Source organism: Agathobacter ruminis (assembly GCF_002735305.1).
Lineage (GTDB): Bacteria > Bacillota > Clostridia > Lachnospirales > Lachnospiraceae > Roseburia > Roseburia ruminis.
This window is the reverse complement of the sequence record NZ_PDYG01000008.1, coordinates 23,839-46,437: the sequence shown is the minus strand read 5'-3', so window position 1 is coordinate 46,437 and position 22,599 is coordinate 23,839. Positions and strand designations below refer to the sequence as shown.

Sequence of the window (22,599 nt, the reverse complement as noted above, 5' to 3'; positions counted from 1 at the left end):
GATCCCTCTCTCTTCTCTTTTATTTCTCTAATCTATTGGTTTTCTGACAAATGCTTAATTTTCATTTGCATAATCAGCTGCGCCTTCACCGGCAAAACGACCGGAATTCAGACAATATCCCATGGTATTACCCGGCAGCAGGAACATGTAGCTGTCACCGTAAATGGTACATGTATCGGTTCCGCATGCAAACAGGCCCGGTACCTTTTCCCAATCCGGTTTCAATACTTCCATATTGTCATTGACCTTGATTCCGCCGAGTGTACCATATCCTGACGGGCGGAATGCGCCTGCATAGAATGGTGCTTTGCGGATTGGCTTCATGAATTTGCGTGGTTTGTAGAACTGAGTATCAGCCGCATCACACATATCATTGTATTCATCTACGGTATCTGCCAAAGCTTCCGGATCGATACCAAGTTTTTCTGCAAGTTCCTCGATGGTATCTGCCATATAAACATCAGGATTGCCTCCGGCAATCTGTGCTTCGAGCACTTCGTCAAATTCATCAAGATTTTCCGGATGATGTACGAAGTTGACCACGTCGAGTCCTCTCTTCTTATATCCCTTCAAAATGGATGAGTCAAAAATAGAATATCCGACAGATCCTTTCTGGATATTAATTGCATTTCCGGTAAAGGTAGTATTCTGCATCTGCTCCTCATTGATGAAGCGACGACCGAATTTGTTTACCATCAGGTTCGGCTGCATAAATACCGCCGGCAATGGCTCGATCATATCTGTATTTGGCAATACATAAATCATTTCGATATTCATCTCTGTGGTCGCAGCACCTGCAGCAATTGCCATCTTAATTCCGTCGCCCTCAAGTCCCGGAATACGGAAGTTGAACATATCCTCGCCCCAGGTATATCCCATACGCTCTTTGATATATTCAGGTGAATCGCCTGCTCCACCGGTCGCAATAATGACTGCCTTTGCGGAAACTTCGATTTCTTCTCCGTCTGCCGCTTTTGCCTTGACACCGGACACCTTTCCGCCATCCATTGTAATGGATTCAACGGTAACGGAATTCAGATATTCCACACCGAGCTCGGTTCCCTTGTCCATCATGGCCTTGTTCATGATTGCACCGCCGTTACGGCCGATTCCGCCATTGACTGCCACAATATGCCAGGTTGCCTCTGACTTCGGGAAATACGGATATGCGCCTGCAAATTCTACGCCCATATCCTCGAGCCATTCGATGGTATCCTTTGAATTCTCAAAATATTTCTTTACAAGGTTGGCATCAACTCTCCAATGGGTATAATCCATAAACATTTTGAAAGCTTTTTCTACATCAATGTCAACCATCTGCGCCTGCTGCTGTCTGGTTCCGATACCGAGTGGTCCCATTCCCATGTTTGCGGCACCACCGACAACATCCGCCTTGTTCAATACCACAACCTTTGCTCCGTCATCCGCTGCCTGAACGGATGCTGCGAGTCCGGAAGGGCCTGCACCTACAACTACTACATCTGCTTCTAATTTTTTCATCACATTACCTCCATATACAATCTGTGACTGATCTATTAATGATTCCCATTTTGGATAACATATTCAAATTCAAACTCACAAGTCGCCATGAACGCGTCTTCTGGAAATATTCTTCATCTCCTCAGAATCGATGACATCTTTCAAAGCTTCCATATATTTTTCCGACTGATGCACTACATAAGCATCCGTGTCAATCGGAATTTCTTTTTCTTTCATTTGGCGAATGGACCATACATACAAAATATCCAGAGCCGGAATCAGTTCCTCCGCCTCTTTTGTCAACTGATAATGAATCAATGGCGGATGTGCATTGCCATCCACAATTCGTTCCACCAGTCCATCCGCACACAGTTCTTTTAACTGCTGACTTAAAACTTTCTCCGAAAGCGGCAACACTTTCAATGTCTGATTGAAACGAATCTGGCCATAAGTGTACATTTCATGTAAAATGGTCATCTTCCATTTGCCGCCCATACAATGCAGTGCATAGTGATATGGGTTAACCGGATCTCTTTTTTCCTGATCGCTCATACATTACTCCTCTAGTCATGCATTGAAATCTGCGGGAGAGAAAACTCCCCCGCATTTATTTTACTTTCCGTAAAGCATCCGAATAAGATACTCATTCAAATCGGCATTGGATTTTGCAACCTGTTCCGGTGTCCATTTCTGGAAACCTTCTCCGGATTTAAATCCAAGCTTGCCCTCGTCGCGCAATTGCGTCAAAAGCGGCGACGGCTCATGTGAATCACATAAGTCTTTCAAGATATAATCATGAATATTATAGGTCAGATCTGTTCCGACCATATCTGCATTCTCCATCGGTCCAAGCTGTGGAAGACGAAGTCCGAATGCATATTTGACAGCTTCATCTACGGTTGCGGCATCTGCGATTCCGCTCTCCACAATGTAGATTGCCTCACGCCAAAGCGCATGCTGCATACGATTGGCAATAAAGCCCGGTACATCCTTTTTGCAAAGGACCGGCTTCTTGCCTGCCTTGCGAAGCACTTCCATCACTGTCTGTGCCACTTCATCCGAAGAAGCATCACTCTTAATGACTTCAACGAGCGGAATCAGATGGCCCGGATTCCAGAAATGTGTTCCGACAAAGCGCTCGCGATGCTGCAACTTCTCGGAAATCTGTGATGGGCTCATAACAGAAGAATTGGTACAGAAGATGGTATTCTCGCGGCATCTTGCCTCAAGCTTTGCGAATGTCTCCTGCTTAATCTTCATATCCTCAAAAACAGCCTCAATCACAAGGTCTGCTTTTGCGATGAGTGGAGAATCGATGTCGGTGGTGAATGTAATACGGCTCAAACGATCGTCGATATCCGCATCCGTCATGACACCTTTTTCCACCAGCTGTCTGGTATTGGTGCGAATGCCTCCTGCCACATCGGTCTCATACAAATCATATACGGTGACCTGATATTCCGGGTTGGAAGCCATTACAAATGCAATGTTCTTTCCCATCATACCGCCGCCGCAAATTAATATTTCTTTGATATCAAACATTTCCTGCCTCTTTTCTCAGAAAAAGATTATTCGTCTACTTCTTCATAATCTGCATCATCTTTCGTGCGGGCTCCGTCTTTTTCATAAGTTCCCATCGTTCCGCAAACAGGACATTTGCCGTAGTCGTCGCCAAATTCAGGGATCATATCCAGGGCGTATTTAAATTTTTTCCCACAGTTCGGACAGATGTAGTACATGAAGCTCGGTCCCCAGGTCATTATTTCAAACCTAAGATTTCGCGTGCTTCATCCGGAGTTGCAACCTCGTTGCCATACTCACGAATCAGACGAGCCGCACGCTCTACGAATTGACGGTTGCTGTCTGCCAATACGCCCTTTGCATACATGACATTGTCTTCCATTCCGACACGGATATGTCCGCCCAATGCAATGGCACCGTAAGTCATCTCAAGTGCGCTCTTGCCGACACCGAAGCAACTCCAGGTAGAACCCGGGCATAAGCTTTCCATGGTTTCTTTCATGAAAATCAGGTTCTTCATGGAACCCGGAATACCATTTGCACAGCCCATGCAGAACTGGAAATGAAGCGGTGCTTTTAACACACCTTTCTTCAAATAATATGCAGCATTTGCAATCATACCAGGGTCAAATGCCTCGATTTCAGGCTTTACACCCCACTCCTGCATATTATGTCCCAATTCTTCCAGGAATTTCGGAGAGTTGATAAATAATCCGGAATTTAACCAGTTCATGGAACCGCAATCATATGATCCCATTTCCGGACGCAATTCCTTCAGATGGATCTGACGGGTTTCATCAGTTGCATTCAGATCTCCGGAGGTTGTCAGATTCAAAATAATATCGCAATCCGGATGATTGGTGCGAAGAAGGTTCACGGTCTCACGGAATTTGTCAGCTGACATGGTTCCATTACCCTCGTCGTCACGCATATGTAAATGAGCAATTGCTGCACCTGCCTGCCAGCAATCATAGACATCCTCTGCGATTTCTGCAGGAGTCATCGGAACATTTGGGTTGTTCTCCTTTTTTGGCCAGGCTCCTGTACAAGCCACTGTGATAATTGTCTTTTTTGCCATTTTATTTCCTTTCCTAAAACCACAAGCAACTGTCCCGATTTTCAAGGACAGTTGCCGGCGTTATTCGTTTGATTATTTACGGTTAAACAGTCTCTGCATATATTCCAGACAGCTGTCTCCGTTTCCTTCCGGATCACCATATCCGGTTCCGCAATATTTGTAAGTACGCTCCGGAACGCTCATGTCAACATCTTCTTCGTTTACATAAGCTACCGGATGAGCCATAGAACCATCACCCATGTACCAGCGGATTGGATAGCAATGGAACTCAAACCACTTACCTTCTCTGATACGGTCGAGATCACCACCGAGGTTTTCTACACCTACGATACCATGTCCGAGCATTTCCTTGTGGCATGGCTCCCATGTTCCCCAGATGCCGAGGTCTTCGAGTTCGCCGAATTTCTTCTCATAAGCTTCCTTGCCATGGATACGGATGTATTCAAATTTGTCGAATTCCGCATAAGCTTCCTCGCCAAAGAGCTGCTTGTATTCTTCTGTAATCGGATATCCGGTTGCACCGAGAAGATTCATTCTGGTCATACCGTTATTACCCATAGCCGTATGAAGCGGATGATCAAGTGCCTGGCTGTCCATTGCAACACACTTAACGCCCTGCTTTACAAACCACTTTCCTGCATCGATTCCGGTACCTGCTGCATAATGATAATATGCCTTGGAATCATCAAACAGACGATGCATTCCTGTATTTAAGCAAAGGATCTTGCCCTTTAAGTCACCGTCCTTTAAGCCGTACTTCTTCATACATGCATCAAGATGCTTATCGGTGATCAGTCCCCATGGCTCGATATCAATTTTAAATACAATTGCCTCTCCCGCATATGCATCAGCAGGCATCTCGTGTGTATAACGAGCACGTTTGCCGTCAAATTCATATTCCATAACATGACGTGGAGCATCACAATGTGTTCCGGTATGCATGGTACAGGTAATTCTCTGGGTTAATACACCACCCTTTGCCATCGTATGTGCGCCCACGATTTCAGGCTTGTCAAAATAAGGCCAACGAGGGATTTCTGCACTAAACGGATGTGCCAAATCTACAACAACTTTTGCCATCTTATAATCCTCCTATTCATTAAAACAAATATTTTATTCTCTCCGCTCTTAGCAGGTAAGATATCCGCCTGAGCAATCGTAGTTGCCACCGGTCATGAATTTTGCAGCATCTGATGATAAGAATAATGCAAATCCAACAAAGTCATCCGGCTCTCCGAGACGGCCGATTGGCTCTCTCTTTAAGAAATTCTTGTAAACTTCTGATTCCGGATCGTACATCCACTCGGTCAGTTCCGAACGGAATACGGTCGGGCAGATAGAGTTGACATTGATGCCGTATTTTGCAGTAAGATCGCAAGCCATGGAAGATACCATCAGATCTGCACCGCCCTTGGAAGTACAATATCCGGTATATCCTGCCATACCTCTCTTTGAACGCTGAGAAGTAACAACTACCATCTTGCCGCCCTTGCCCTGAGCAACCATCTGCTCAGCAACATATTTGCAGACAATATATACAGACTTGCAGTCTGCGTCCATGATATACTGCCAGTCAGCAACAGACTGATCAAGAATGTTTGCAGGCTTGTTGTATCCGTGCGCGATTGCAAGGATGTTTACCTCACCGTATTTCTCGACAACAGCCTTTACCAGAGCTTTTACATCATCTTCTTTTGCAGGATCTGCAACGAAATATGCACAATCAATATTTTCTGCCTTGAATTCTTCTTCCAAAGCTTTTAATTTTGCATCGTTACGGCCGGTCATGAATACCTTTGCTCCTGCATATCCGTATGCCTTAGCGAGAACAGAGCCAAGTGCTCCGGTCGCACCGGTAACGAGTGCTACTTTTCCTTCTACTGAAAACATGTTATTTACATAACTTTTTTCTACTTTAACCATTTTTATTTCCTCCTGATTACGGTTCCCGATTTTATTCCGGATAATTGATGATAACAAGCATCTTTGCAGGCTTGTCAGATTCGTTCTTCAATCCTCTTCCCTCATTTGGTGGGAAAGAAATGGATTCATTCGCATGGATGACATATTTGTTGCCATCTTTATCGGTAACGGTCATTTCTCCCTCAAGTACAAAGTAAACCTTCTCCAATGGGTTGTCTTCATAAGCCCAGTCAGCGCCACCGCCCGGCTCAAACTCAGATACCCCGATCCAGAATTTGCTGGCTCCGGTCTCGTCCTTTCCATGATAGCGCTTGCAGGTTACCCCAAAGTGGCCTGCCGGGAAATAAGGTTCCAGTTCTTCGTAGGTTCTCTTAATCATAGTAATTCTTCTCCTTTTCTCTCTTATGACTGTCCGTTTATTCGTCTTTTTGTATAAACACACAATGCATTTCAGTGCTTATATTATACAAAATTTATAAGACCTTATCAAGAATGCACTGATTAGTAACTACATTACTTATAGGTAACTAACTGATTTCCTTAACAAATAGGGCGATAGTACCAAACCTGCAAACAAAAGAAAACACTTCTTTTGATTCTGTTGTTTATCTCGAGCATTTTTTCCATCCCCTTTAAAAAATTTTTTCAAAAAAAATACGCCGGATTTAACCGGCGTATTTTCGCTCATCTGATTCCTGTTATTTTTTCAGTTTTTATCTCTCTGCAAGTGCTGCTTCCAATGCAAGTGCAAGCTGATTCGGGCAGGAGTTTCCGCCTCTGCAGTCGATTCCTTTGCAGCGGCTGATGATTTCTTCTGCTTCCATTCCTTCGGCAAGACGCGCAACACCCTGTGTGTTACCTCTGCAGCCTCCTGTAAATACTACATTGTGTACAATTCCGTCAACCAGATCAAGGTCGATTTTTTGAGAGCAGACGCCTTTCGTCTTAAAAGTAATATGTTTTTCCATTTGTTTGATGATTCCTTTCTAAATAATTTCTATGACAGTTTTTTGATTTCACGGATGATTGCCCACTCAAAGCCTGCTGCAGACAAAATCATACATGCAACCAGAATCAAACTTGCCGGTCCCGGTATTTCCCGGCCGATCACATCAAAGACACAGGGGATTACCAGTCCGACCGAAAAAATCAATTTTTCCAGCCGCACCATCCACAGTGTCAATGTTCGCACTTTTCCTCTGCTTGTTTCCTCCGGCAGGCGATTCACCCATTCCGGATAGATGCTCAGCAGTGTGAAAAAAGCATATACAACCAGCATTACCACACAATTCATGATAATCATCAATGGACCTCGGTGATAATGTATCCCATATGCAATCTGTAAAACCATATACGTAACCGCTATGATAATTGTAACTGCTTCCAGAAGCAAAGCAGGTACTGTCAAATCTCTTCGTCGCATTTCTAATCCTCTAATTCTTCCATCCAGATATTTGCCAGCGCATCGGATGGCATACGCAAATCGCCGCGCGGTGAAACCGCCACCGTTCCCACCTTCGGGCCATCCGGCAGGCAGGAGCGCTTAAAGTGCTGCGCAAAGAAGCGCCGGTAAAAGTTTTGCAGCCACTTATGAATAAATGCTTCCTCATAATCCGGGAATGCAATGGTTGCGAGTCTCAGAATTTTCTTTGGAGAAGATCCGAAACGGAGCATATGATACAGGAAGAAATCATGCAGTTCGTACGGTCCCACCAGTTCCTCTGTCTTTTGCGCAATTTTTCCGTCTTTCGGTGGCAACAGTTCCGGCGAAACCGGCGTGTCGAGTACATCCAGCAAAACCTGCTTGAGTTTATCATCCCCACAGGTCATCGCATAATAGTGCACTAAATGTCGCACCAGGGTCTTTGGCACTGAGCTGTTTACCGCATACATGGACATATGATCGCCGTTGTAGGTTGCCCAGCCGAGCGCCAGTTCCGACAAATCGCCTGTTCCCACGACGAATCCTCCTGTCTTGTTTGCCACATCCATCAGAATCTGTGTACGTTCACGCGCCTGTCCATTCTCGTAAGTCACATCATAATCCGTCAATGACTGGCCGATATCTTTAAAATGCTGCTTCACGGAGTCGACAATCGAGATTTCCTGCAAAGTAGCTCCCAGACTGTGAATCAGCGACAGCGCATTCTCATAGGTTCTGTCTGTCGTGCCAAACCCCGGCATCGTAATGGCAATGATATCTTTTCGGTCACGTCCCAGCAAATCAAACGCACGGGCCGTGACAAGAAGTGCCAGTGTAGAATCAAGACCTCCCGAAATACCGACCACTGCGGTCTTTGCATGGGTATGTGCAAGACGCTTCTTTAATCCGCTCGCCTGAATCATCAGAATCTCTTCACAGCGCTCCGCGCGTCTTTTCTCATCGGATGGCACAAACGGTGCCGGATCGATAAAGCGGGTCAGCGAAGTCTCTTCTTTTTTCAATGTAAACGGGATATCCATATGGGTATCTTCAATCTGGAAGGTTGACATTCTGCGTCTCTCCTCCTCAAGCTTATTGATATCGATTTCCGAATAAATCACCGATTCTGTAAAGCGTTTGGATTCAGCCAGCAGATATCCGTTTTCCGCGATCATGCAATGGCCGCTGTAAACCACATCCTGTGTAGACTCTCCCTCACCTGCGGAAGCATAGACATATGCGCACAGCAGTCGGGCGGATTGTCCGGCGACAAGAGATCTGCGATAATTTGCCTTGCCCGTCAGTTCGTCTGAGGCGGACAGATTGACAATCACATTGGCTCCGCCGAGTGCGTGTGCCACGCTTGGCGGATTCGGCACCCACAGATCCTCACACAATTCTGCCGCGATTCGTAATTTTGGCATCGTCTCACATTGAAAAATCAATCCGGTTCCAACCGGTACATTATATCCGTCAAATTCAATATAACCGCTTAACATCATGCCGCTTTGAAAATTACGTCCTTCGTAAAACTCATTATAGGTCGGCAAATGCAGTTTCGGCACAAGGCCAAGCAGACGCCCGTGAGAAACAGCCGCTGCCATATTATATAATTTGCCCCGAATCTCCATCGGCACTCCGACAAAGAAAATGGCATCGTATTCTTCGCTTTCCTCGACAATCCAGTGCAATTGCCGATATGCCTTGGACAGCAACAGATCCTGTGTGAACAGATCTGCGCATGTATAACCCGTGATGCACAATTCCGGAAAGACAACGATTTTTGCGCCTTCCGCAACCGTTTCTTTCATATAGGCGCGGATCATCGCACCGTTTGCTGTCGTATCAGCCACGGCAATCTTTGGCGAAACCGCAGCTACTTTTACAAATCCGTCTCTCACCTGTCTTTGATCTCCTTCAAATCATCCGTTGTAAACCGATATGCACGATTGCAGAAATGACATTTGATTTCCACATCTTCCCCGTCATCGATCAGTTCCTGCAAATCCTTTTTGTTTAATGTTGCAAGCGCCCCTGAGATGCGTTCCTTCGAACAGTCACAATGAAAACGGCATGGCATCTTCTCTGTGATTTCGAGTCCGAAATCGCCGAGCACTTCCTCAAGAATCTGCTCCGGTGTCATCCCCCGCTCGAGCATGGTTGTGATGCTGTCAATTTCGCCAATGCGTTTTTCGAGGCGGTCAATCACCTCATCCTCCGTAAACGGCATCAGCTGGATAATAAATCCTCCGGCCTGACGCACGCCGTCATGATCCACCAGAACGCCAAGCGCCACCACCGACGGCACCTGCTCACTTGTCGCGAAATAATAAGTCAGATCTTCTGCAATTTCACCGGTTTGCAGGGCACATTGTCCCACATAAGGTTCTCTGAGTCCCAGATCACGGATTACCGACAGGACACCCGGTCCAAGTGCAGCTCCCACATCAAGCTTTCCTGCATATTTCAGCGGGACATCCACATTCGGATTATTCACATAGCCCTTTGCATTGCCATGTGAGTCTGCAGTTACCGTGATTCCTCCGGCCGGCCCATCACAGGCAATCTGAAGTGTCAGCAAATCCTTTTCCCCCTTCATCATGCTTCCCATCATCAATCCGGCCGAAAGCAAACGCCCAAGAGCAGCCGTCATAACCGGGCTGGTGCCATGATGGTCCAACGCCTCCTGCACCAAATGCTTCGAGGTAATTGCAAACGCGCGAATGCTGCTGTCTGCAGCGGTTGCACGAATCATATAATCATTCATAATATTTTCCTTCCATCTGCTTTTCCCGTGCGACAATCAGCATACGCTCCGATTCCTCGCGCAAAACGCCCCGGGTATATCCATCAAATGCCGCAACGAATTCCATGCCCGCACCTTCGAGCAGTGCGCGCACTTCCTGCAACGAATAAGCCCGCTCGTAATGCTCCTCACTGTGGCGGGCAAACATTCCGTCCTCCTGCTCCAGAAACAGGGTCAGCTCATAGGCATTCATTCGTGTCTCTTCGTCAAAATAATTATCCCAGATAAAAGCACAATCCTCGCGATTCTCCGCAAAGGTCTCCTGTGCCAGCATCTTTTCATATTTGTATGGGGTATTCATATCAAAAATAAACAGCCCCCGCGCTTCCAGATAGTTGTTTGCCAGCGCAAAAATCTGTTGCAGGTCTTTTGGCTCGGTGATGTAATTGAGACTGTCACAACAGCTGACAATTGCCTGCACCGTTCCGTACAATTCAAATTCACACGCATCCTGATTCAGATATAGGATATTCTGAGAATCCTGCTCCATCGCGACCTGCAGCATTTCGTATGACAAGTCAATTCCAATCATGTCATAGCCGTGGTCGCGTAAAAGGCGTGTCATTTTTCCGGTTCCGCAACACAGATCCAGAACCAGTCCTTTTTCTATCTGATACTCGCTTAAGAGTTCGCAAATTCGTTTTGCCCATTCTTCATATGGAATATTGTCCATAAAAGTGTCATAGACTTTTGCGAAATCCGTATATGCTTCCATTTTTCATCCTCTCAATCAAATACGCTTGCGCAAAAAAGCCACAATCTTTTCGACATGGAACGGCTTCTCGTACTTTGCCTGCACCGCAAGACGGTTTTTCTCCGAGAATCCGACTACAATCTCATGATTTGCTTCCGCAAGATAATCCATAATACCATCGATATCCGATTTGATATTTTTCGGGCAATGAAAATAAAAATGTTTATTGGCATAGATATGCATCGTATAGGAAATGCTGAAATGATACCATAAGAATTTGTGCAGTGTCGAATGCTTATAAATCCACAAAATCTGACTAATCGGCACAATTGCATTTCCCACAGGACTTGTCATAATAAAATAATGCTCTGTAATAAACATATCTTCGGTTGCCAGCTGTGGCAATGTCGCAAGCTCTTCTTCCGCTTCCTCGAGCAGCTTTCTCGGATTGCCAAATACCACAAGGTTCGAACATGCCGGAGCCGTAACCGGGAAGATAATATGAATCAAATACATGATCAGACTCAGCACCGCAAACAGCAAGGTTGCAAAATAGACTGCAAACAGGATATACGTCAGGCGATACTGATTGGCCGGCTCACTGAAATAAACAGCCGGCACTTCATTTTCGATTCCCGATTCTGTCCATTTCAAATCCTCTGCCAGTTTGTTCAGCAGCTTTTGGTAGCTTTCCGCACCTTCCTGCAGTTTTCCGTTGACATGCAGTTTCTCAATATTCGGGATTCCCTGCTCGCAGGTCTTTGGCGACAGCAGAACAATTGCGACCGAATCACCCCATGGCACATAATAATAATATCCCTGGGTATCCCCTCTTGCGGTTGCAATATAGCCCGTAAAATGTAGATCATGGAAAGTGGCATTTACATAATGCGACTCCTTCTGATAAAAATATTCCAGATCGGCATCTGCACTCAAATTAATCGGTTTGAGAATCGAAGACATCGAAAATACAAACCAGCAAATTCCCAGAATCACAATATAGATCAGCGGCATCCAGATTCTTCTTTTATAATAGGCCCTGATATTTTTGGTAATATAGTGTTCGTAATTTTCAATCATACTATAACCTGTAAATGTACAAAGCAATCACGCTGACTGCCAGCTGCAAAATTGTAAAACGGATTGTCACCTGCGCATTGGACCATTCTTTTTTCTTGCGCACATTGTCATGCAATGGTGTCAACGTATTTTTCAAAATATGAATCTTCAGGAAGCGCAAAAGGGACACTTTGACCAGACCCAGTCCTCCGTCCAAAATCAATACAATCGCAAAGACCAGAAACATTACCGGACTCTTGCTCTTAATCGCAAGAACCGCAAGGAAAAATCCCATTGCACGGCTTCCCGCATCGCCCATCAAAAGCAGACTCGGGGTGGCATTGAACCACAGATATCCCAGGAGACTCAGTGCAAACAAAACAGCGGTAAACAGGAACGGATCATCATTGCCGGCCATCTTTGTGAGTGCATAAAAGCTCATCATGGTCACAATCGATACGCTTCCGGAAAGTCCGTCCACACCATCCGAACAATTGGTTACATTGATAGCTGCCCAAACCAGCACAACTGTCAACAGTCCATATAATATTGCAGGAATCTCGACACTCGTATTTCCAAACAGTGCAAATACAATGCTCGAATCGTTATAATGCAGATATACAACCGCAGTTGCAACTGCAACAGCCAGATCAAGGATTCCCTTTAAATATTCGTTCCATGGTTTTTCTGCTGCATCATCAAAATATCCGGTAAACATTTCAACCACCACAAGCAGTACATACAAAACCAGTTCCAGCGAAAAATCACAGCACAACAATGCGCTGATTGCAAAAACAAATACAAAAATAATACCTGCTCCGCGTGGCTTTCCCGCACTCTTTGCGCCTTCTACCGCAAATGCGCGCCCCTGATCGCGAGGCAGTTTATCCTTTAATGCCATTGTCAACAATACAGTGCCGAAAAAAGCAATAATCACACCCAACAATGCAATGATTTGATGCGAAAGTCCATCAATCAAATACAACATATCTTTTTCCTCTTTTCCTTACTTTTGTTCAAACTATAATTATATAAACTTTCACACTTTTTTTCAACATTTCCGGCAATTCTTCTATTCCCAACACGGTTCCTCGACCTATTACGATTGCTATCGCTATAACCGGTAGCGCAGCTTATCATGCATTTATCGAAAACTTGAAAAAAAGCTTTTTTTATGGCAAAATAGGTACGCAAGGAGAGAAATGATGGAAAAAAAGAAACATTTTGTTATTGCGGTTGCCTTTTATGTTCTTGGCACATTGGCAGCGCTTTATTTCGGTGTATTTTTGATGTTTTTAAAACCGGTATATCTGCTTTGGCTTGGATTCATTCAACATAAACTCCATGCCGGATTCGTTTTGCATATGCTGGTTCGCATTGCTTTATCATCCACGATGTTTGGATTTATCTGGTGCATCGGCTATGTATTTTTCAACCACTTTATGGGAACAGAAGATCCGGACTGGGAGTCATTGAATCCCGCACCTGACGAATCCGAAGATGCCATTGCGGAATCGATTCACAATTCTGTTTCGAATTCTATTTCGCAGATGAACGAATAATCGTTAAGAAAAACATAAAAAAGACAATCGATTCAAATCCCACGGATTTCATTCGATTGTCTTTTTTGTTTTCGTCTTTTTTATATTTTTCTGTTTGATTCTTCTATTTGATTTTCTTTTTGATTTTCTGTTTGAATTTTACTGTATATTTTTCACTTTATTTTTTGATGATGCATTTTTTCTGAAGCACCGGATATAATTTTGCAACCTGCTGATAAATGGAACCGGCTTTCACACCTTTGGAATCTTCACCCCAGATACTTACGCAGGCTCCAACAATTCTCTTTGCAGTTTTGCACTTGCTTCCGGAATCTCCGTCCCACATGCGAATGGACCAATTTGCTTTTGCATCATTGACCGCATATATCGTATCTGCTTTGGATACATTCTTTTTGTTTGGTGTCAGATACAGATAATAGGAATTGTAATTCAATACCGAAAATCCTTTTGCCTGCAGTTCAGGAAGTGTCGCGCGCACTTTTCGGCGCCCTTTGCGCTCTGCAGCGTCGGTCGTATCGCCATCATAGCTCCAGTACGTCACCATAATTTTTTTATTGATGGATTTCATATTCGTCTTTGTGAGCAAATCATTCCATGCCCACACGCGAAAGCCCTTCTTTTGCATATATTTGCTGATTGTATTGATGTAAGAAGCATTCTGCTTTGCACTTCCGGACCAGAATTCATCACATCCGATATGAAAATATTTACATCCCTTGAACAATTTGGCATATTCATTGTAAATATTCTTTGCAAATTTGATGGCCTGCTTATTCTTAATCGCAAGCTCCCCTTCGTAATCAGCATGAAAGATCTTCGCATTGGTCTTGCCATATTTCTTGATATACAGCTTTTCAAAACCGCCAACATGTCCCGGCATATCAATTTCCGGTACAATCATTACTTTTTTCTTTTTGGCATAAGTCAAAATCGTCTTAATATCTTTCCTGCTCAAAAAACATTTTCCGGTCTTCGGATTATAATATGCACCATTTTTGCGACGGTATTTTGTTTTTGCAACCTGTCCGAGATATTGGCATTCAATTCCGACAGCGTTGTCTCCCGTCAGATGCAGCTGCACATAACCATTCTTTTGTTTTGCCACCAGATTAATATATTTTTCAATCTCTTTTACCGAATAATAGCGGTTGCTGACATCGAGTGTGATTCCACTCAACAGATATGTTGTCTTCTTCGTTGCAGCGTTTACCTCCATCGGCTGTATGATTGAAACCAGCATTACCATAGCTAACATAAGCGCTACAGATCTCAACATTTTTTTCATAATCATTCGCTCCTTCACAATCATAAGCTATTCATAACATGCCATTATAGCATGTTTCTTCTTTTTTTCAACCCTTGGGGACGGGGGTCAGCGGATAGTCGGGTGTCCCTAAAGGTATAGTACCCCGTCCCCAAAGAAAAGAAGGGTGTCCCCAAAGTGTAAAAAACAACCAAATAATACCTGTAATTACCGCATTTTTCCTAAATCAGCTCTATAATGCTGATTCAACAGGAGCGACTCCCGATATTTTTATTTTCGCCATTCGCATTTTCCAAACAAAAAAAGCATCCGGAATCGCTTATTATTCCAGATGCTTTCATATTTTTTTAACCTTTAGGGACAGGTTACTCACCTTTGGGGACGGGGTACTATACCCTTGGGGACACCCGACTATCCGCTGACCCCCGTCCCCAAAGGTGAAAGGACGACAGTGCCCTGCTCGCGCGTAGCCTTCATGTCGATGATGCGCTGATTTGTGGAGCCGCGGAATTTAATTTTGAGACTCATGAGCGATTGTTCGAAACGACCGTCGACAAGAATATCGATCTGGTCAAGAATACCGTCGGTGAAATCTGTGTAGCGACGGCCACCCGGCAACAGATCCTCGTAGAGATTCCCTGTGTACATCCAGATATCTCTGTTTGGAAGTTCTTCGCGCACACGGGTGATAAACGGAAGCAGAGCTTCCTGATTCGATGGTTCGAACGGTTCCCCGCCGAGAATGGTTAGACCTTGATAATATCCGGCCTTTAGCTCATTGATAATCATATCCTCGGTTTCTTTTGTGAATTCCTGACCGTAATGAAAATCCCATGTCTCCGGCTGGAAACAGCCCGGGCAGGCATTGGTGCAGCCTGAGACAAACAGGCTGACGCGGACGCCTTCTCCATTGGCGATATCCGCTGTTTTTATTGTGCCATAATGCATATTTGATTCCTTTCCTGTTTCTGTAAAAGAAACAAAAACCCTTGAAGAATCTTCAAGGGCTTTGTTTACATATCTTGTCTGTGGCGGACGCGTCTTGCCACATAACTGCTTGACAAATTATAAATGAAGAACGCGCTCCTTGATTTCCTGTGTACGACCCTGGTTCCAGAACTGTGTTCCGATATAACCGCAGGTTCTTCTTGCAACACTCATCTTGTCCTGATTGCGGTTTCCGCAATTCGGGCATTCCCAAATCAACTTGCCGCTGCCTTCTTCTTCTACGATTTTGATTTCTCCATCATAGCCACATTCCATACAGAAGTCGCTCTTGGTATTCAGCTCTGCGTACATGATGTTGTCATAAATGTACTGCATTACGGAAAGTACAGCCGGAATATTGTCCTGCATATTTGGCACTTCCACATAGCTGATTGCACCACCCGGAGAAAGATTCTGGAACTGTGCTTCGAATTTCAATTTATCGAACGCATTGATTTCCTCGGTAACATGGACATGATAGCTGTTGGTAATATAATTCTTGTCGGTTACACCCTCAATGATGCCGAAGCGCTTCTGCAGACACTTTGCAAATTTATAGGTGGTAGACTCAAGCGGTGTACCATATAAGCTAAAGTCGATGTTGGATTCCTCTTTCCATTTTGCACATGCATCATTCAGCTTCTGCATGATGGTCAAAGCAAATGGTGTGCCAAGTTCCGGATCGGTGTGAGAAACACCCTTCATATAGCGAACGGTCTCGCATAATCCCGCATATCCCAATGAAATTGTGGAATATCCATTGAAAAGCAATGGATCAATCACTTCGCCCTTTTTCAATCTTGCAAGTGCACCATTCTGCCAGAGAATCGGTGCTACATCAGATGGGGTGCCGAGCAGTCTCTTGTGTCTGCAGAGGAGTGCTCTGTGGCAAAGTTCAAGACGCTCATCAAAGATTTCCCAGAAACGCTTTTCGTTTCCTTCGGAAGAGCATGCAATATCCACAAGGTTGATGGTTACGACACCCTGGTTAAAGCGGCCGTAATATTTGCGCTTTCCTTCCACATAATTCTTCGCATGTGCAATATTTCCAACTGCCTCGGAGCAACGGTCCGGAGTCAGGAAAGAACGACATCCCATACAGGTATATACATCGCCCTTTTTCAGTTCACGCATTACCTTCTCGGAAATATAATCCGGCACGAGTCTCTTTGCAGAGCACTGTGCAGCCAGTTTGGTCAGCTCCCAATACTGGGATCCTTCTGTGATATTATTTTCCTCCAAAACATAAATCAGTTTCGGGAATGCAGGTGTGATATAAACACCCTTTTCATTCTTAACGCCCTTGATACGCTGGCGAAGCATTTCTTCGATAATCGCTGCAAGGTCCTCACGGGTCTGACCCTCCGGAACCTCATTCAAATACATAAATACGGTGATAAACGGAGCCTGTCCGTTGGTGGTCATCAGAGTAATTACCTGATACTGAATCATCTGAACACCGCGGTTGATTTCTTCTTTTACACGAAGCTCTGCAATCTTGTTGATCTGCTCTTCGTCGATGGTAAGACCTGCCACTTCATATTCTTCATGCACCTGCTTGCGGAATTTTTCACGGCTGATCTGTACGAATGGTGCAAGATGCGCCAATGAAATACTCTGTCCACCATACTGGTTGGATGCAATCTGTGCAATTGCCTGTGTGGCAATATTACATGCAGTTGAGAAGCTTCTTGGCTTGTCAATCATGGTCTCGGAAATGACGGTTCCGTTCTGGAGCATGTCATCGAGGTTGACCAGACAGCAGTTGTGCATATGCTGTGCAAAATAATCTGCATCATGGAAATGAATCAGACCTTTCTCATGTGCATCCACAATATCTTCCGGAAGGAGGAATCTCTTTGTAATATCCTTTGAAACCTCGCCGGCCATGTAGTCACGCTGCACCGAACTTACGGTAGGATTCTTGTTTGAATTTTCCTGCTTGACTTCCTCATTGTTGCACTCGATCAAACTGAGAATCTGCTCATCTGTGGAATTGGATTTACGAACCAGCGCTCTCTTGTAACGGTATGTAATATAATTACGCGCAACCGTGAAAGCACGCTGATTCATCAGCTGATTTTCTACCATATCCTGAATTTCTTCTACGGAAGGAGAACGCTTCATATTCTGGCATGCGGTTTCTACATTTTCTGCAATCTCTTCGATTTGTTCCGCTGTCAGTTTTTCATAATCAATTACCGATTCATTTGCTTTTTCAATCGCACTGATAATCTTCTTCAGATCAAAAGTTACTTCGCTTCCGCTTCTTTTGATAATCTTCATATATATGTCCTCCTAACCATAAAAGGGAAAATTCCCCCTGTGCAAGTTTTATTATACTAGATATTGTGGTTGTGTCAATAACTTCTATCCATATTTTGTGTCTGTAAACTCGTCAAACTTTCAGATTATTTCCACGCAAAAAGCGCGTAGAATCAAGGTTCTACGCGCCCTTCTATACACTTTGCACAAAGACAGGTATTACTTTTTGTTATTTTTTTTGCAGCACAATTTGCCTGTTTTTGCTTCCAGATTTTGTATTGTGCGTTCAAGCAGCCCCCTATATGTTGTGATTTCCTCATCCGTCATTCCCATCAGGATTGTCTCCTCAAGTTCCTTTAGATTGGCAATTGCTTTCTCGTGGTACTCCTTTCCTTTTGAGGTCATGGTGATTTTTTTCTTGCGCGCATCATCCGGCATCGGTTCACGATGCACAACGCCCTGTCGCTCCATGCCCTTTAATGTATTGGATGCCGTAGCACCGGAAATCTGGAATGCATTTTCGATATCTTTTTGAAAAATATCCCGATCCCGATTGTCATATAAGTAACGCAGAATCGCGCTCTGTGACATCGTTAATTTCACACCGAACGATTCCATGTTATGAATTGAAAAATAATGTTCAATCCCGTTATGGATCAGTCGAAATGAATGTCCCACATGTTTATTAATCGGTTCCTTTCCCATATCTTGTGCCTCCTACGCCGTCTTTCCCGTATACAACTGATAGTACTTTCCTTTTGCGGCAATCAATTCATCATGATTGCCCTTTTCAATGATGCGTCCCTGTTCGAGAACCACAATGCAGTCTGAATTTTTGACAGTAGAAAGACGATGGGCAATGACAAAGGTCGTACGACCGGCCATCAGTTTGTCCATACCATCCTGCACAATCCGCTCCGTTCTCGTATCGATGGAGGATGTCGCCTCATCCAGAATCAGACATGGCGGATCGGCAATCGCAGCTCTTGCAATTGCAAGCAGCTGGCGCTGGCCCTGTGACAGGTTTGCACCGTCTCCGGTCAATACCGTCTGATATCCGTCCGACAACTGGCGGATAAAATGATCGGCATTGGCAAGTTTTGCTGCAGCATAAACTTCTTCATCCGTCGCGTCAAGCTTGCCGTAACGGATATTCTCCATAACAGTTCCGCTGAACAAATGCGTATCCTGCAATACGATACCGAGGGATTTTCTCAAATCCGCTTTCTTAATCTTATTGACATTAATTCCGTCATAGCGAATCTTGCCATCCTGAATATCATAGAAACGATTGATCAGATTGGTAATCGTTGTCTTTCCTGCACCGGTCGATCCGACAAAAGCAATCTTCTGCCCCGGTTTTGCAAACAGTTCAATATCATGAAGAACAATCTTCTCATCCGAATATCCAAAGTCGACATCATCAAAGATAACACCGCCTTCGAGCTTGACATAGTCCACCGAACCATCTGCCTGGTGCGTATGTTTCCACGCCCACTGACCGGTATGTTCTTCGCATTCCGTAATGGTTCCGTTTTCTTCTTTGCAATTAACAAGCACAACATATCCGTCATCCACTTCCGGCTTCTCATCCAAAAGTTTAAAGATACGATCTGCTCCTGCCAATGCCATTACGATATTGGTCACCTGCATGGACAGCTGTGAAATCGGCATGTTAAAGTTCTTATTTAAAGTAAGGAAAGTTGCAAGGGAACCGACATCAAAATTACCGATGCGATTGATTGCAAAAATTCCTCCGATTGCCGCACATAATACATAGCTGACATTTCCAAGCTGCATATTGATTGGACCTAATATACTTCCGTAAATATTAGCCTTCTTTGCACTGTCAAAAAGCTGATCGTTCAATTCATTGAATTCCTCGATTGCAATATCTTCATGCGTAAAGACTTTTACCACCTTCTGTCCGGACATCATCTCCTCGATATATCCGTTTACCGTTGCCAAATCTTTCTGCTGTGCAAGGAAGTAGTTTGAAGACAAACCACCAATCTTCTTTGTAACAAATAAGGTTACAAAAATCATTGCCACCGTCAGCGCAGTAAGCGGAATGGACAAATAAATCATCATTGCAAAAGTCGATACCAGGGTAATCAGTGAGTTGATGGTCTGTGGAAGTCCCTGGCTGATCAACTGGCGAAGTGTATCGATATCATTCGTATAGGTTGACATAATGTCGCCATGTGAATGGGTATCGAAATATTTAATAGGAAGACTCTGCATATGATTAAACATATCATCGCGCAGTTTGCGCATGGTTCCCTGCGAAACAATAATCATCAGTCGCGCCTGCACAAAAGATGCAATGACGCCGATTCCGTAAAAGCATGCCACACGGAAAATTTCATTGCGCAATGCTGTATAGTCCGGATTCTGTTTTCCGATCAGCGGTTCAATATAATCGCTGATTAAGGTCTTCATAAACATGGTTCCCTGCAAACTTGCAAAAACCGTCAGGAATATGCAGATCAGCACACCAATGCATGCAGCCATATATTTCTGTGTCATATATTTCATCAGGCGTCCCATGATTTTTCCCGGGTTTTCAAGTTTTGGTCTCGGTCCTCTCATTCTCTGTGGTGGAGGAGCCTGCTTTGCTTTATCTTTTGCCATTATGATTCCCCTCCTTCATCAAAATCTCCTGAGCCGCTCGTCTGTGACTCATATACTTCACGATAAATTGCATTGTTTGCTACAAGTTCATCGTGTGTGCCGATTCCATCGATTTTACCGTCTTCCATGACAATGATGCGATCCGCATTCATAACGGAAGACACACGCTGTGCGATAATAATCTTAGTTGTATTCGGAATTTCTTCTGCAAATGCCTTACGAATTTTTGCATCCGTTGCTGTATCCACCGCACTGGTCGAATCGTCCAAGATTAAAATCTTTGGTTTTTTCAACAGAGCTCTTGCAATACATAAGCGCTGCTTCTGACCACCGGATACATTGGAACCACCCTGTTCAATATAGGTATTATATTTTTCCGGCATGCGTTCAATGAATTCATCTGCGCAGGCCAGTTTGCAGGCACGTTCACACTCTTCTTCAGTCGCATTCAAATCACCCCAGCGAAGGTTATCATAAATGGTTCCGGAGAACAATACATTTTTCTGCAATACAACCGATACCTGATTTCGAAGGCTGTCCATATCATATTCACGTACATCTTTTCCGCCGACAACGACCGAGCCTTCGGATACATCATAAAGACGGCTGATCAACGATACAAGTGATGATTTCGAAGAACCGGTTCCACCGATGACTCCGATCGTCTCTCCGGATGCAATTGACAAATTGATATGGTCAAGCACCGGTTTGTCGGAATGCTCGTTGTAACGGAATGTCACATCCTTAAATTCGATAGAGCCATCTGCCACTTCAAATTCCGGATTCTGTGGATTGGTCAGAGAGCTTTCCTCATTTAACACTTCCGAGATACGCTTAATGGATGCTGCGGAAATTGCAAGCATTACAAATACAAAGGAAAGCATCATCAGATTCATCAGAATGCTCATGCAATAAGTCAAAAGCGACATCAGATTACCGGTTTTAAGGCTTCCGCCAATTACCATATGTGCACCAACCCAGCTGATTAAAATGATACAGCTGTAAACCGCAATATTCATAACCGGTCCGTTAAATGCAACAATTTTCTCAGCCTTGCAAAACAGATCATAAATATGCTGGCTGGCTTTTCCAAAACGCTTCTTTTCATAATCTTCGCGCACATAAGCCTTCACCACGCGGATTGCAGATACATTTTCCTGCACGGATTCGTTCAGATCATCATAGCGATCAAATACCTGCACGAAATATTTATGTGCCGAAATCATAATGATACCAAGCGCAATCGAAAGCAGCACAACCGCACACAAATAAATCAGCGCAATGCGGGTGCTGATAAAAAAGGACATCGCCATTGCCGCGATAATTGAAATCGGCGCGCGGAAAAGCATACGAAGCATCATCATATATGCCTGCTGCACATTTGTGACATCCGTTGTCAGTCTGGTAACCAGTCCGGATGTAGAAAAATGATCAATGTTGGCAAATGAAAATGTCTGAATACGCTCAAACATTGTCTTTCTCAAATTTCTTGCAAGTCCCGTACTTGCAATCGAGCCACATCGACCTCCCATAATTCCGCAGAATACGGAAAATGCTGCAGCTACCAACATACCTCCACCCATGATGAAGATATGATTCAAATTGCTTTGTTTGACACCGGAATCCACAATCGAACCCATCATATACGGAATGATTGTCTCCATGATTACTTCTAGAATCATGAAGACAGGCGTCATAAATGACACGAGCTTATACTCTTTCAGCTCTTTCAAAATCGTCCTCATATTCCTACCTCTCTTCTCTTAATTAGTACACTAACCATTTTAATAGGGTGCTAACTATTTGTCAACGAACTTTTTTCACAACTTCATTTTTTGCCTGTTCAAAAAAGAATTTGGCACAAAAAAATGCCGCCTGTTCCGGACAGGCAGCATCCATATGTT

23 protein-coding genes are annotated in these 22,599 nt (G+C 44.2%); 1 reads left to right on the top strand and 22 read right to left on the bottom strand.

Features of this window, described 5'->3' with window-relative positions:
• Nucleotides 1-54: 54 nt before the first annotated feature.
• From CSX02_RS02690 to CSX02_RS02620, 16 genes are all read right to left on the bottom strand, one after another.
• The gene (locus CSX02_RS02690) at nt 55-1,500 is read right to left on the bottom strand and encodes an FAD-dependent oxidoreductase (RefSeq protein WP_099385536.1); all 1,446 of its coding nucleotides are present in this window, start codon (nt 1,498-1,500) and stop codon (nt 55-57) included.
• A gap of 75 nt (nt 1,501-1,575) precedes the next feature.
• Entirely contained in the window at nt 1,576-2,031 is a 456-nt protein-coding gene (locus CSX02_RS02685) for a winged helix-turn-helix transcriptional regulator (RefSeq protein WP_099385535.1), read from the bottom strand.
• A 60-nt stretch (nt 2,032-2,091) separates the two neighbouring features.
• Nucleotides 2,092-3,021 (bottom strand): 3-hydroxyacyl-CoA dehydrogenase family protein, encoded by a 930-nt coding sequence (locus CSX02_RS02680; RefSeq protein WP_031542010.1) that lies wholly within the window; start codon nt 3,019-3,021, stop codon nt 2,092-2,094.
• A gap of 26 nt (nt 3,022-3,047) precedes the next feature.
• Nucleotides 3,048-3,218 carry an excinuclease ATPase subunit gene (locus tag CSX02_RS02675; RefSeq protein ID WP_242970401.1) on the bottom strand — a complete coding sequence of 57 codons (171 nt, stop codon included), beginning with the start codon at nt 3,216-3,218 and terminating at the stop codon, nt 3,048-3,050.
• 20 nt (nt 3,219-3,238) lie between these two features.
• A complete protein-coding gene (locus CSX02_RS02670; RefSeq protein ID WP_031542004.1) occupies nt 3,239-4,078 on the bottom strand; it encodes a BKACE family enzyme in 840 nt (279 codons plus the stop codon).
• 72 nt (nt 4,079-4,150) lie between these two features.
• Entirely contained in the window at nt 4,151-5,158 is a 1,008-nt protein-coding gene (locus CSX02_RS02665) for a cyclase family protein (RefSeq protein ID WP_031542002.1), read from the bottom strand.
• A gap of 48 nt (nt 5,159-5,206) precedes the next feature.
• On the bottom strand, nt 5,207-6,001 hold the full coding sequence (locus tag CSX02_RS02660; RefSeq protein ID WP_031542000.1) for an SDR family NAD(P)-dependent oxidoreductase: 795 nt from the start codon (nt 5,999-6,001) through the stop codon (nt 5,207-5,209).
• A gap of 31 nt (nt 6,002-6,032) precedes the next feature.
• Nucleotides 6,033-6,380 (bottom strand): cupin domain-containing protein, encoded by a 348-nt coding sequence (locus CSX02_RS02655; protein ID WP_031541998.1) that lies wholly within the window; start codon nt 6,378-6,380, stop codon nt 6,033-6,035.
• 138 nt (nt 6,381-6,518) lie between these two features.
• The gene (locus CSX02_RS13485) at nt 6,519-6,689 is read right to left on the bottom strand and encodes a hypothetical protein (RefSeq protein ID WP_189281293.1); all 171 of its coding nucleotides are present in this window, start codon (nt 6,687-6,689) and stop codon (nt 6,519-6,521) included.
• Nucleotides 6,690-6,714: 25 nt separating this feature from the next.
• Nucleotides 6,715-6,969 (bottom strand): TIGR03905 family TSCPD domain-containing protein, encoded by a 255-nt coding sequence (locus CSX02_RS02650; protein ID WP_099385534.1) that lies wholly within the window; start codon nt 6,967-6,969, stop codon nt 6,715-6,717.
• A gap of 29 nt (nt 6,970-6,998) precedes the next feature.
• Nucleotides 6,999-7,424, bottom strand: a complete 426-nt coding sequence (locus tag CSX02_RS02645; RefSeq protein WP_031541994.1) for a hypothetical protein — start codon at nt 7,422-7,424, stop codon at nt 6,999-7,001.
• 2 nt (nt 7,425-7,426) lie between these two features.
• Nucleotides 7,427-9,325 carry an NAD(+) synthase gene (locus CSX02_RS02640; RefSeq protein WP_099385533.1) on the bottom strand — a complete coding sequence of 633 codons (1,899 nt, stop codon included), beginning with the start codon at nt 9,323-9,325 and terminating at the stop codon, nt 7,427-7,429.
• Nucleotides 9,322-10,191 (bottom strand): Hsp33 family molecular chaperone HslO, encoded by an 870-nt coding sequence (hslO, locus tag CSX02_RS02635; protein WP_031541990.1) that lies wholly within the window; start codon nt 10,189-10,191, stop codon nt 9,322-9,324. The genes CSX02_RS02640 and hslO overlap by 4 nt, the downstream gene beginning before the upstream one ends.
• Nucleotides 10,184-10,945: a class I SAM-dependent DNA methyltransferase gene (locus CSX02_RS02630; RefSeq protein WP_099385532.1), complete on the bottom strand. Its 762-nt coding sequence runs from the start codon at nt 10,943-10,945 to the stop codon at nt 10,184-10,186. The genes hslO and CSX02_RS02630 overlap by 8 nt, the downstream gene beginning before the upstream one ends.
• Before the next feature lie 15 nt (nt 10,946-10,960).
• On the bottom strand, nt 10,961-12,004 hold the full coding sequence (locus tag CSX02_RS02625) for a DUF6709 family protein (RefSeq protein ID WP_099385531.1): 1,044 nt from the start codon (nt 12,002-12,004) through the stop codon (nt 10,961-10,963).
• Nucleotide 12,005: 1 nt separating this feature from the next.
• A complete protein-coding gene (locus CSX02_RS02620; RefSeq protein ID WP_099385530.1) occupies nt 12,006-12,971 on the bottom strand; it encodes an MraY family glycosyltransferase in 966 nt (321 codons plus the stop codon).
• Nucleotides 12,972-13,188: 217 nt separating this feature from the next.
• Here CSX02_RS02620 and CSX02_RS02615 point away from each other — a divergent pair, with 217 nt between their 5' ends.
• Entirely contained in the window at nt 13,189-13,545 is a 357-nt protein-coding gene (locus tag CSX02_RS02615) for a hypothetical protein (RefSeq protein ID WP_099385529.1), read from the top strand.
• Between the two features lie 157 nt (nt 13,546-13,702).
• Here CSX02_RS02615 and CSX02_RS02610 read toward each other — a convergent pair whose 3' ends face one another.
• The 6 genes from CSX02_RS02610 to CSX02_RS02585 form a co-directional block, all read right to left on the bottom strand.
• On the bottom strand, nt 13,703-14,830 hold the full coding sequence (locus CSX02_RS02610; protein ID WP_207653741.1) for a family 20 glycosylhydrolase: 1,128 nt from the start codon (nt 14,828-14,830) through the stop codon (nt 13,703-13,705).
• A 390-nt stretch (nt 14,831-15,220) separates the two neighbouring features.
• Nucleotides 15,221-15,757 carry an anaerobic ribonucleoside-triphosphate reductase activating protein gene (nrdG, locus tag CSX02_RS02605; protein WP_099385527.1) on the bottom strand — a complete coding sequence of 179 codons (537 nt, stop codon included), beginning with the start codon at nt 15,755-15,757 and terminating at the stop codon, nt 15,221-15,223.
• Nucleotides 15,758-15,874: 117 nt separating this feature from the next.
• Complete coding sequence (gene nrdD, locus CSX02_RS02600) at nt 15,875-18,082, bottom strand: anaerobic ribonucleoside-triphosphate reductase (RefSeq protein ID WP_099385526.1); 2,208 nt, start codon at nt 18,080-18,082, stop codon at nt 15,875-15,877.
• A 198-nt stretch (nt 18,083-18,280) separates the two neighbouring features.
• A complete protein-coding gene (locus CSX02_RS02595; protein ID WP_051637784.1) occupies nt 18,281-18,766 on the bottom strand; it encodes a MarR family winged helix-turn-helix transcriptional regulator in 486 nt (161 codons plus the stop codon).
• A 12-nt stretch (nt 18,767-18,778) separates the two neighbouring features.
• On the bottom strand, nt 18,779-20,695 hold the full coding sequence (locus CSX02_RS02590) for an ABC transporter ATP-binding protein (RefSeq protein WP_099385525.1): 1,917 nt from the start codon (nt 20,693-20,695) through the stop codon (nt 18,779-18,781).
• A complete protein-coding gene (locus tag CSX02_RS02585; RefSeq protein WP_099385524.1) occupies nt 20,695-22,440 on the bottom strand; it encodes an ABC transporter ATP-binding protein in 1,746 nt (581 codons plus the stop codon). Before CSX02_RS02585 ends, CSX02_RS02590 begins: the two co-directional genes overlap by 1 nt.
• Nucleotides 22,441-22,599 lie beyond the last annotated feature (159 nt).

What these genes read in the sequence shown, in the direction of transcription:
- CSX02_RS02690 (WP_099385536.1), bottom strand. Translation starts at nt 1,500, where the DNA reads ATGAAAAAATTAGAAGCAGATGTAGTAGTTGTAGGTGCAGGCCCTTCC.
- CSX02_RS02685 (WP_099385535.1), bottom strand. Translation starts at nt 2,031, where the DNA reads ATGAGCGATCAGGAAAAAAGAGATCCGGTTAACCCATATCACTATGCA.
- CSX02_RS02680 (WP_031542010.1), bottom strand. Translation starts at nt 3,021, where the DNA reads ATGTTTGATATCAAAGAAATATTAATTTGCGGCGGCGGTATGATGGGA.
- CSX02_RS02675 (WP_242970401.1), bottom strand. Translation starts at nt 3,218, where the DNA reads ATGTACTACATCTGTCCGAACTGTGGGAAAAAATTTAAATACGCCCTG.
- CSX02_RS02670 (WP_031542004.1), bottom strand. Translation starts at nt 4,078, where the DNA reads ATGGCAAAAAAGACAATTATCACAGTGGCTTGTACAGGAGCCTGGCCA.
- CSX02_RS02665 (WP_031542002.1), bottom strand. Translation starts at nt 5,158, where the DNA reads ATGGCAAAAGTTGTTGTAGATTTGGCACATCCGTTTAGTGCAGAAATC.
- CSX02_RS02660 (WP_031542000.1), bottom strand. Translation starts at nt 6,001, where the DNA reads ATGGTTAAAGTAGAAAAAAGTTATGTAAATAACATGTTTTCAGTAGAA.
- CSX02_RS02655 (WP_031541998.1), bottom strand. Translation starts at nt 6,380, where the DNA reads ATGATTAAGAGAACCTACGAAGAACTGGAACCTTATTTCCCGGCAGGC.
- CSX02_RS13485 (WP_189281293.1), bottom strand. Translation starts at nt 6,689, where the DNA reads ATGAGCGAAAATACGCCGGTTAAATCCGGCGTATTTTTTTTGAAAAAA.
- CSX02_RS02650 (WP_099385534.1), bottom strand. Translation starts at nt 6,969, where the DNA reads ATGGAAAAACATATTACTTTTAAGACGAAAGGCGTCTGCTCTCAAAAA.
- CSX02_RS02645 (WP_031541994.1), bottom strand. Translation starts at nt 7,424, where the DNA reads ATGCGACGAAGAGATTTGACAGTACCTGCTTTGCTTCTGGAAGCAGTT.
- hslO (WP_031541990.1), bottom strand. Translation starts at nt 10,191, where the DNA reads ATGAATGATTATATGATTCGTGCAACCGCTGCAGACAGCAGCATTCGC.
- CSX02_RS02630 (WP_099385532.1), bottom strand. Translation starts at nt 10,945, where the DNA reads ATGGAAGCATATACGGATTTCGCAAAAGTCTATGACACTTTTATGGAC.
- CSX02_RS02625 (WP_099385531.1), bottom strand. Translation starts at nt 12,004, where the DNA reads ATGATTGAAAATTACGAACACTATATTACCAAAAATATCAGGGCCTAT.
- CSX02_RS02620 (WP_099385530.1), bottom strand. Translation starts at nt 12,971, where the DNA reads ATGTTGTATTTGATTGATGGACTTTCGCATCAAATCATTGCATTGTTG.
- CSX02_RS02615 (WP_099385529.1), top strand. Translation starts at nt 13,189, where the DNA reads ATGGAAAAAAAGAAACATTTTGTTATTGCGGTTGCCTTTTATGTTCTT.
- CSX02_RS02610 (WP_207653741.1), bottom strand. Translation starts at nt 14,830, where the DNA reads ATGAAAAAAATGTTGAGATCTGTAGCGCTTATGTTAGCTATGGTAATG.
- nrdG (WP_099385527.1), bottom strand. Translation starts at nt 15,757, where the DNA reads ATGCATTATGGCACAATAAAAACAGCGGATATCGCCAATGGAGAAGGC.
- nrdD (WP_099385526.1), bottom strand. Translation starts at nt 18,082, where the DNA reads ATGAAGATTATCAAAAGAAGCGGAAGCGAAGTAACTTTTGATCTGAAG.
- CSX02_RS02595 (WP_051637784.1), bottom strand. Translation starts at nt 18,766, where the DNA reads ATGGGAAAGGAACCGATTAATAAACATGTGGGACATTCATTTCGACTG.
- CSX02_RS02590 (WP_099385525.1), bottom strand. Translation starts at nt 20,695, where the DNA reads ATGGCAAAAGATAAAGCAAAGCAGGCTCCTCCACCACAGAGAATGAGA.
- CSX02_RS02585 (WP_099385524.1), bottom strand. Translation starts at nt 22,440, where the DNA reads ATGAGGACGATTTTGAAAGAGCTGAAAGAGTATAAGCTCGTGTCATTT.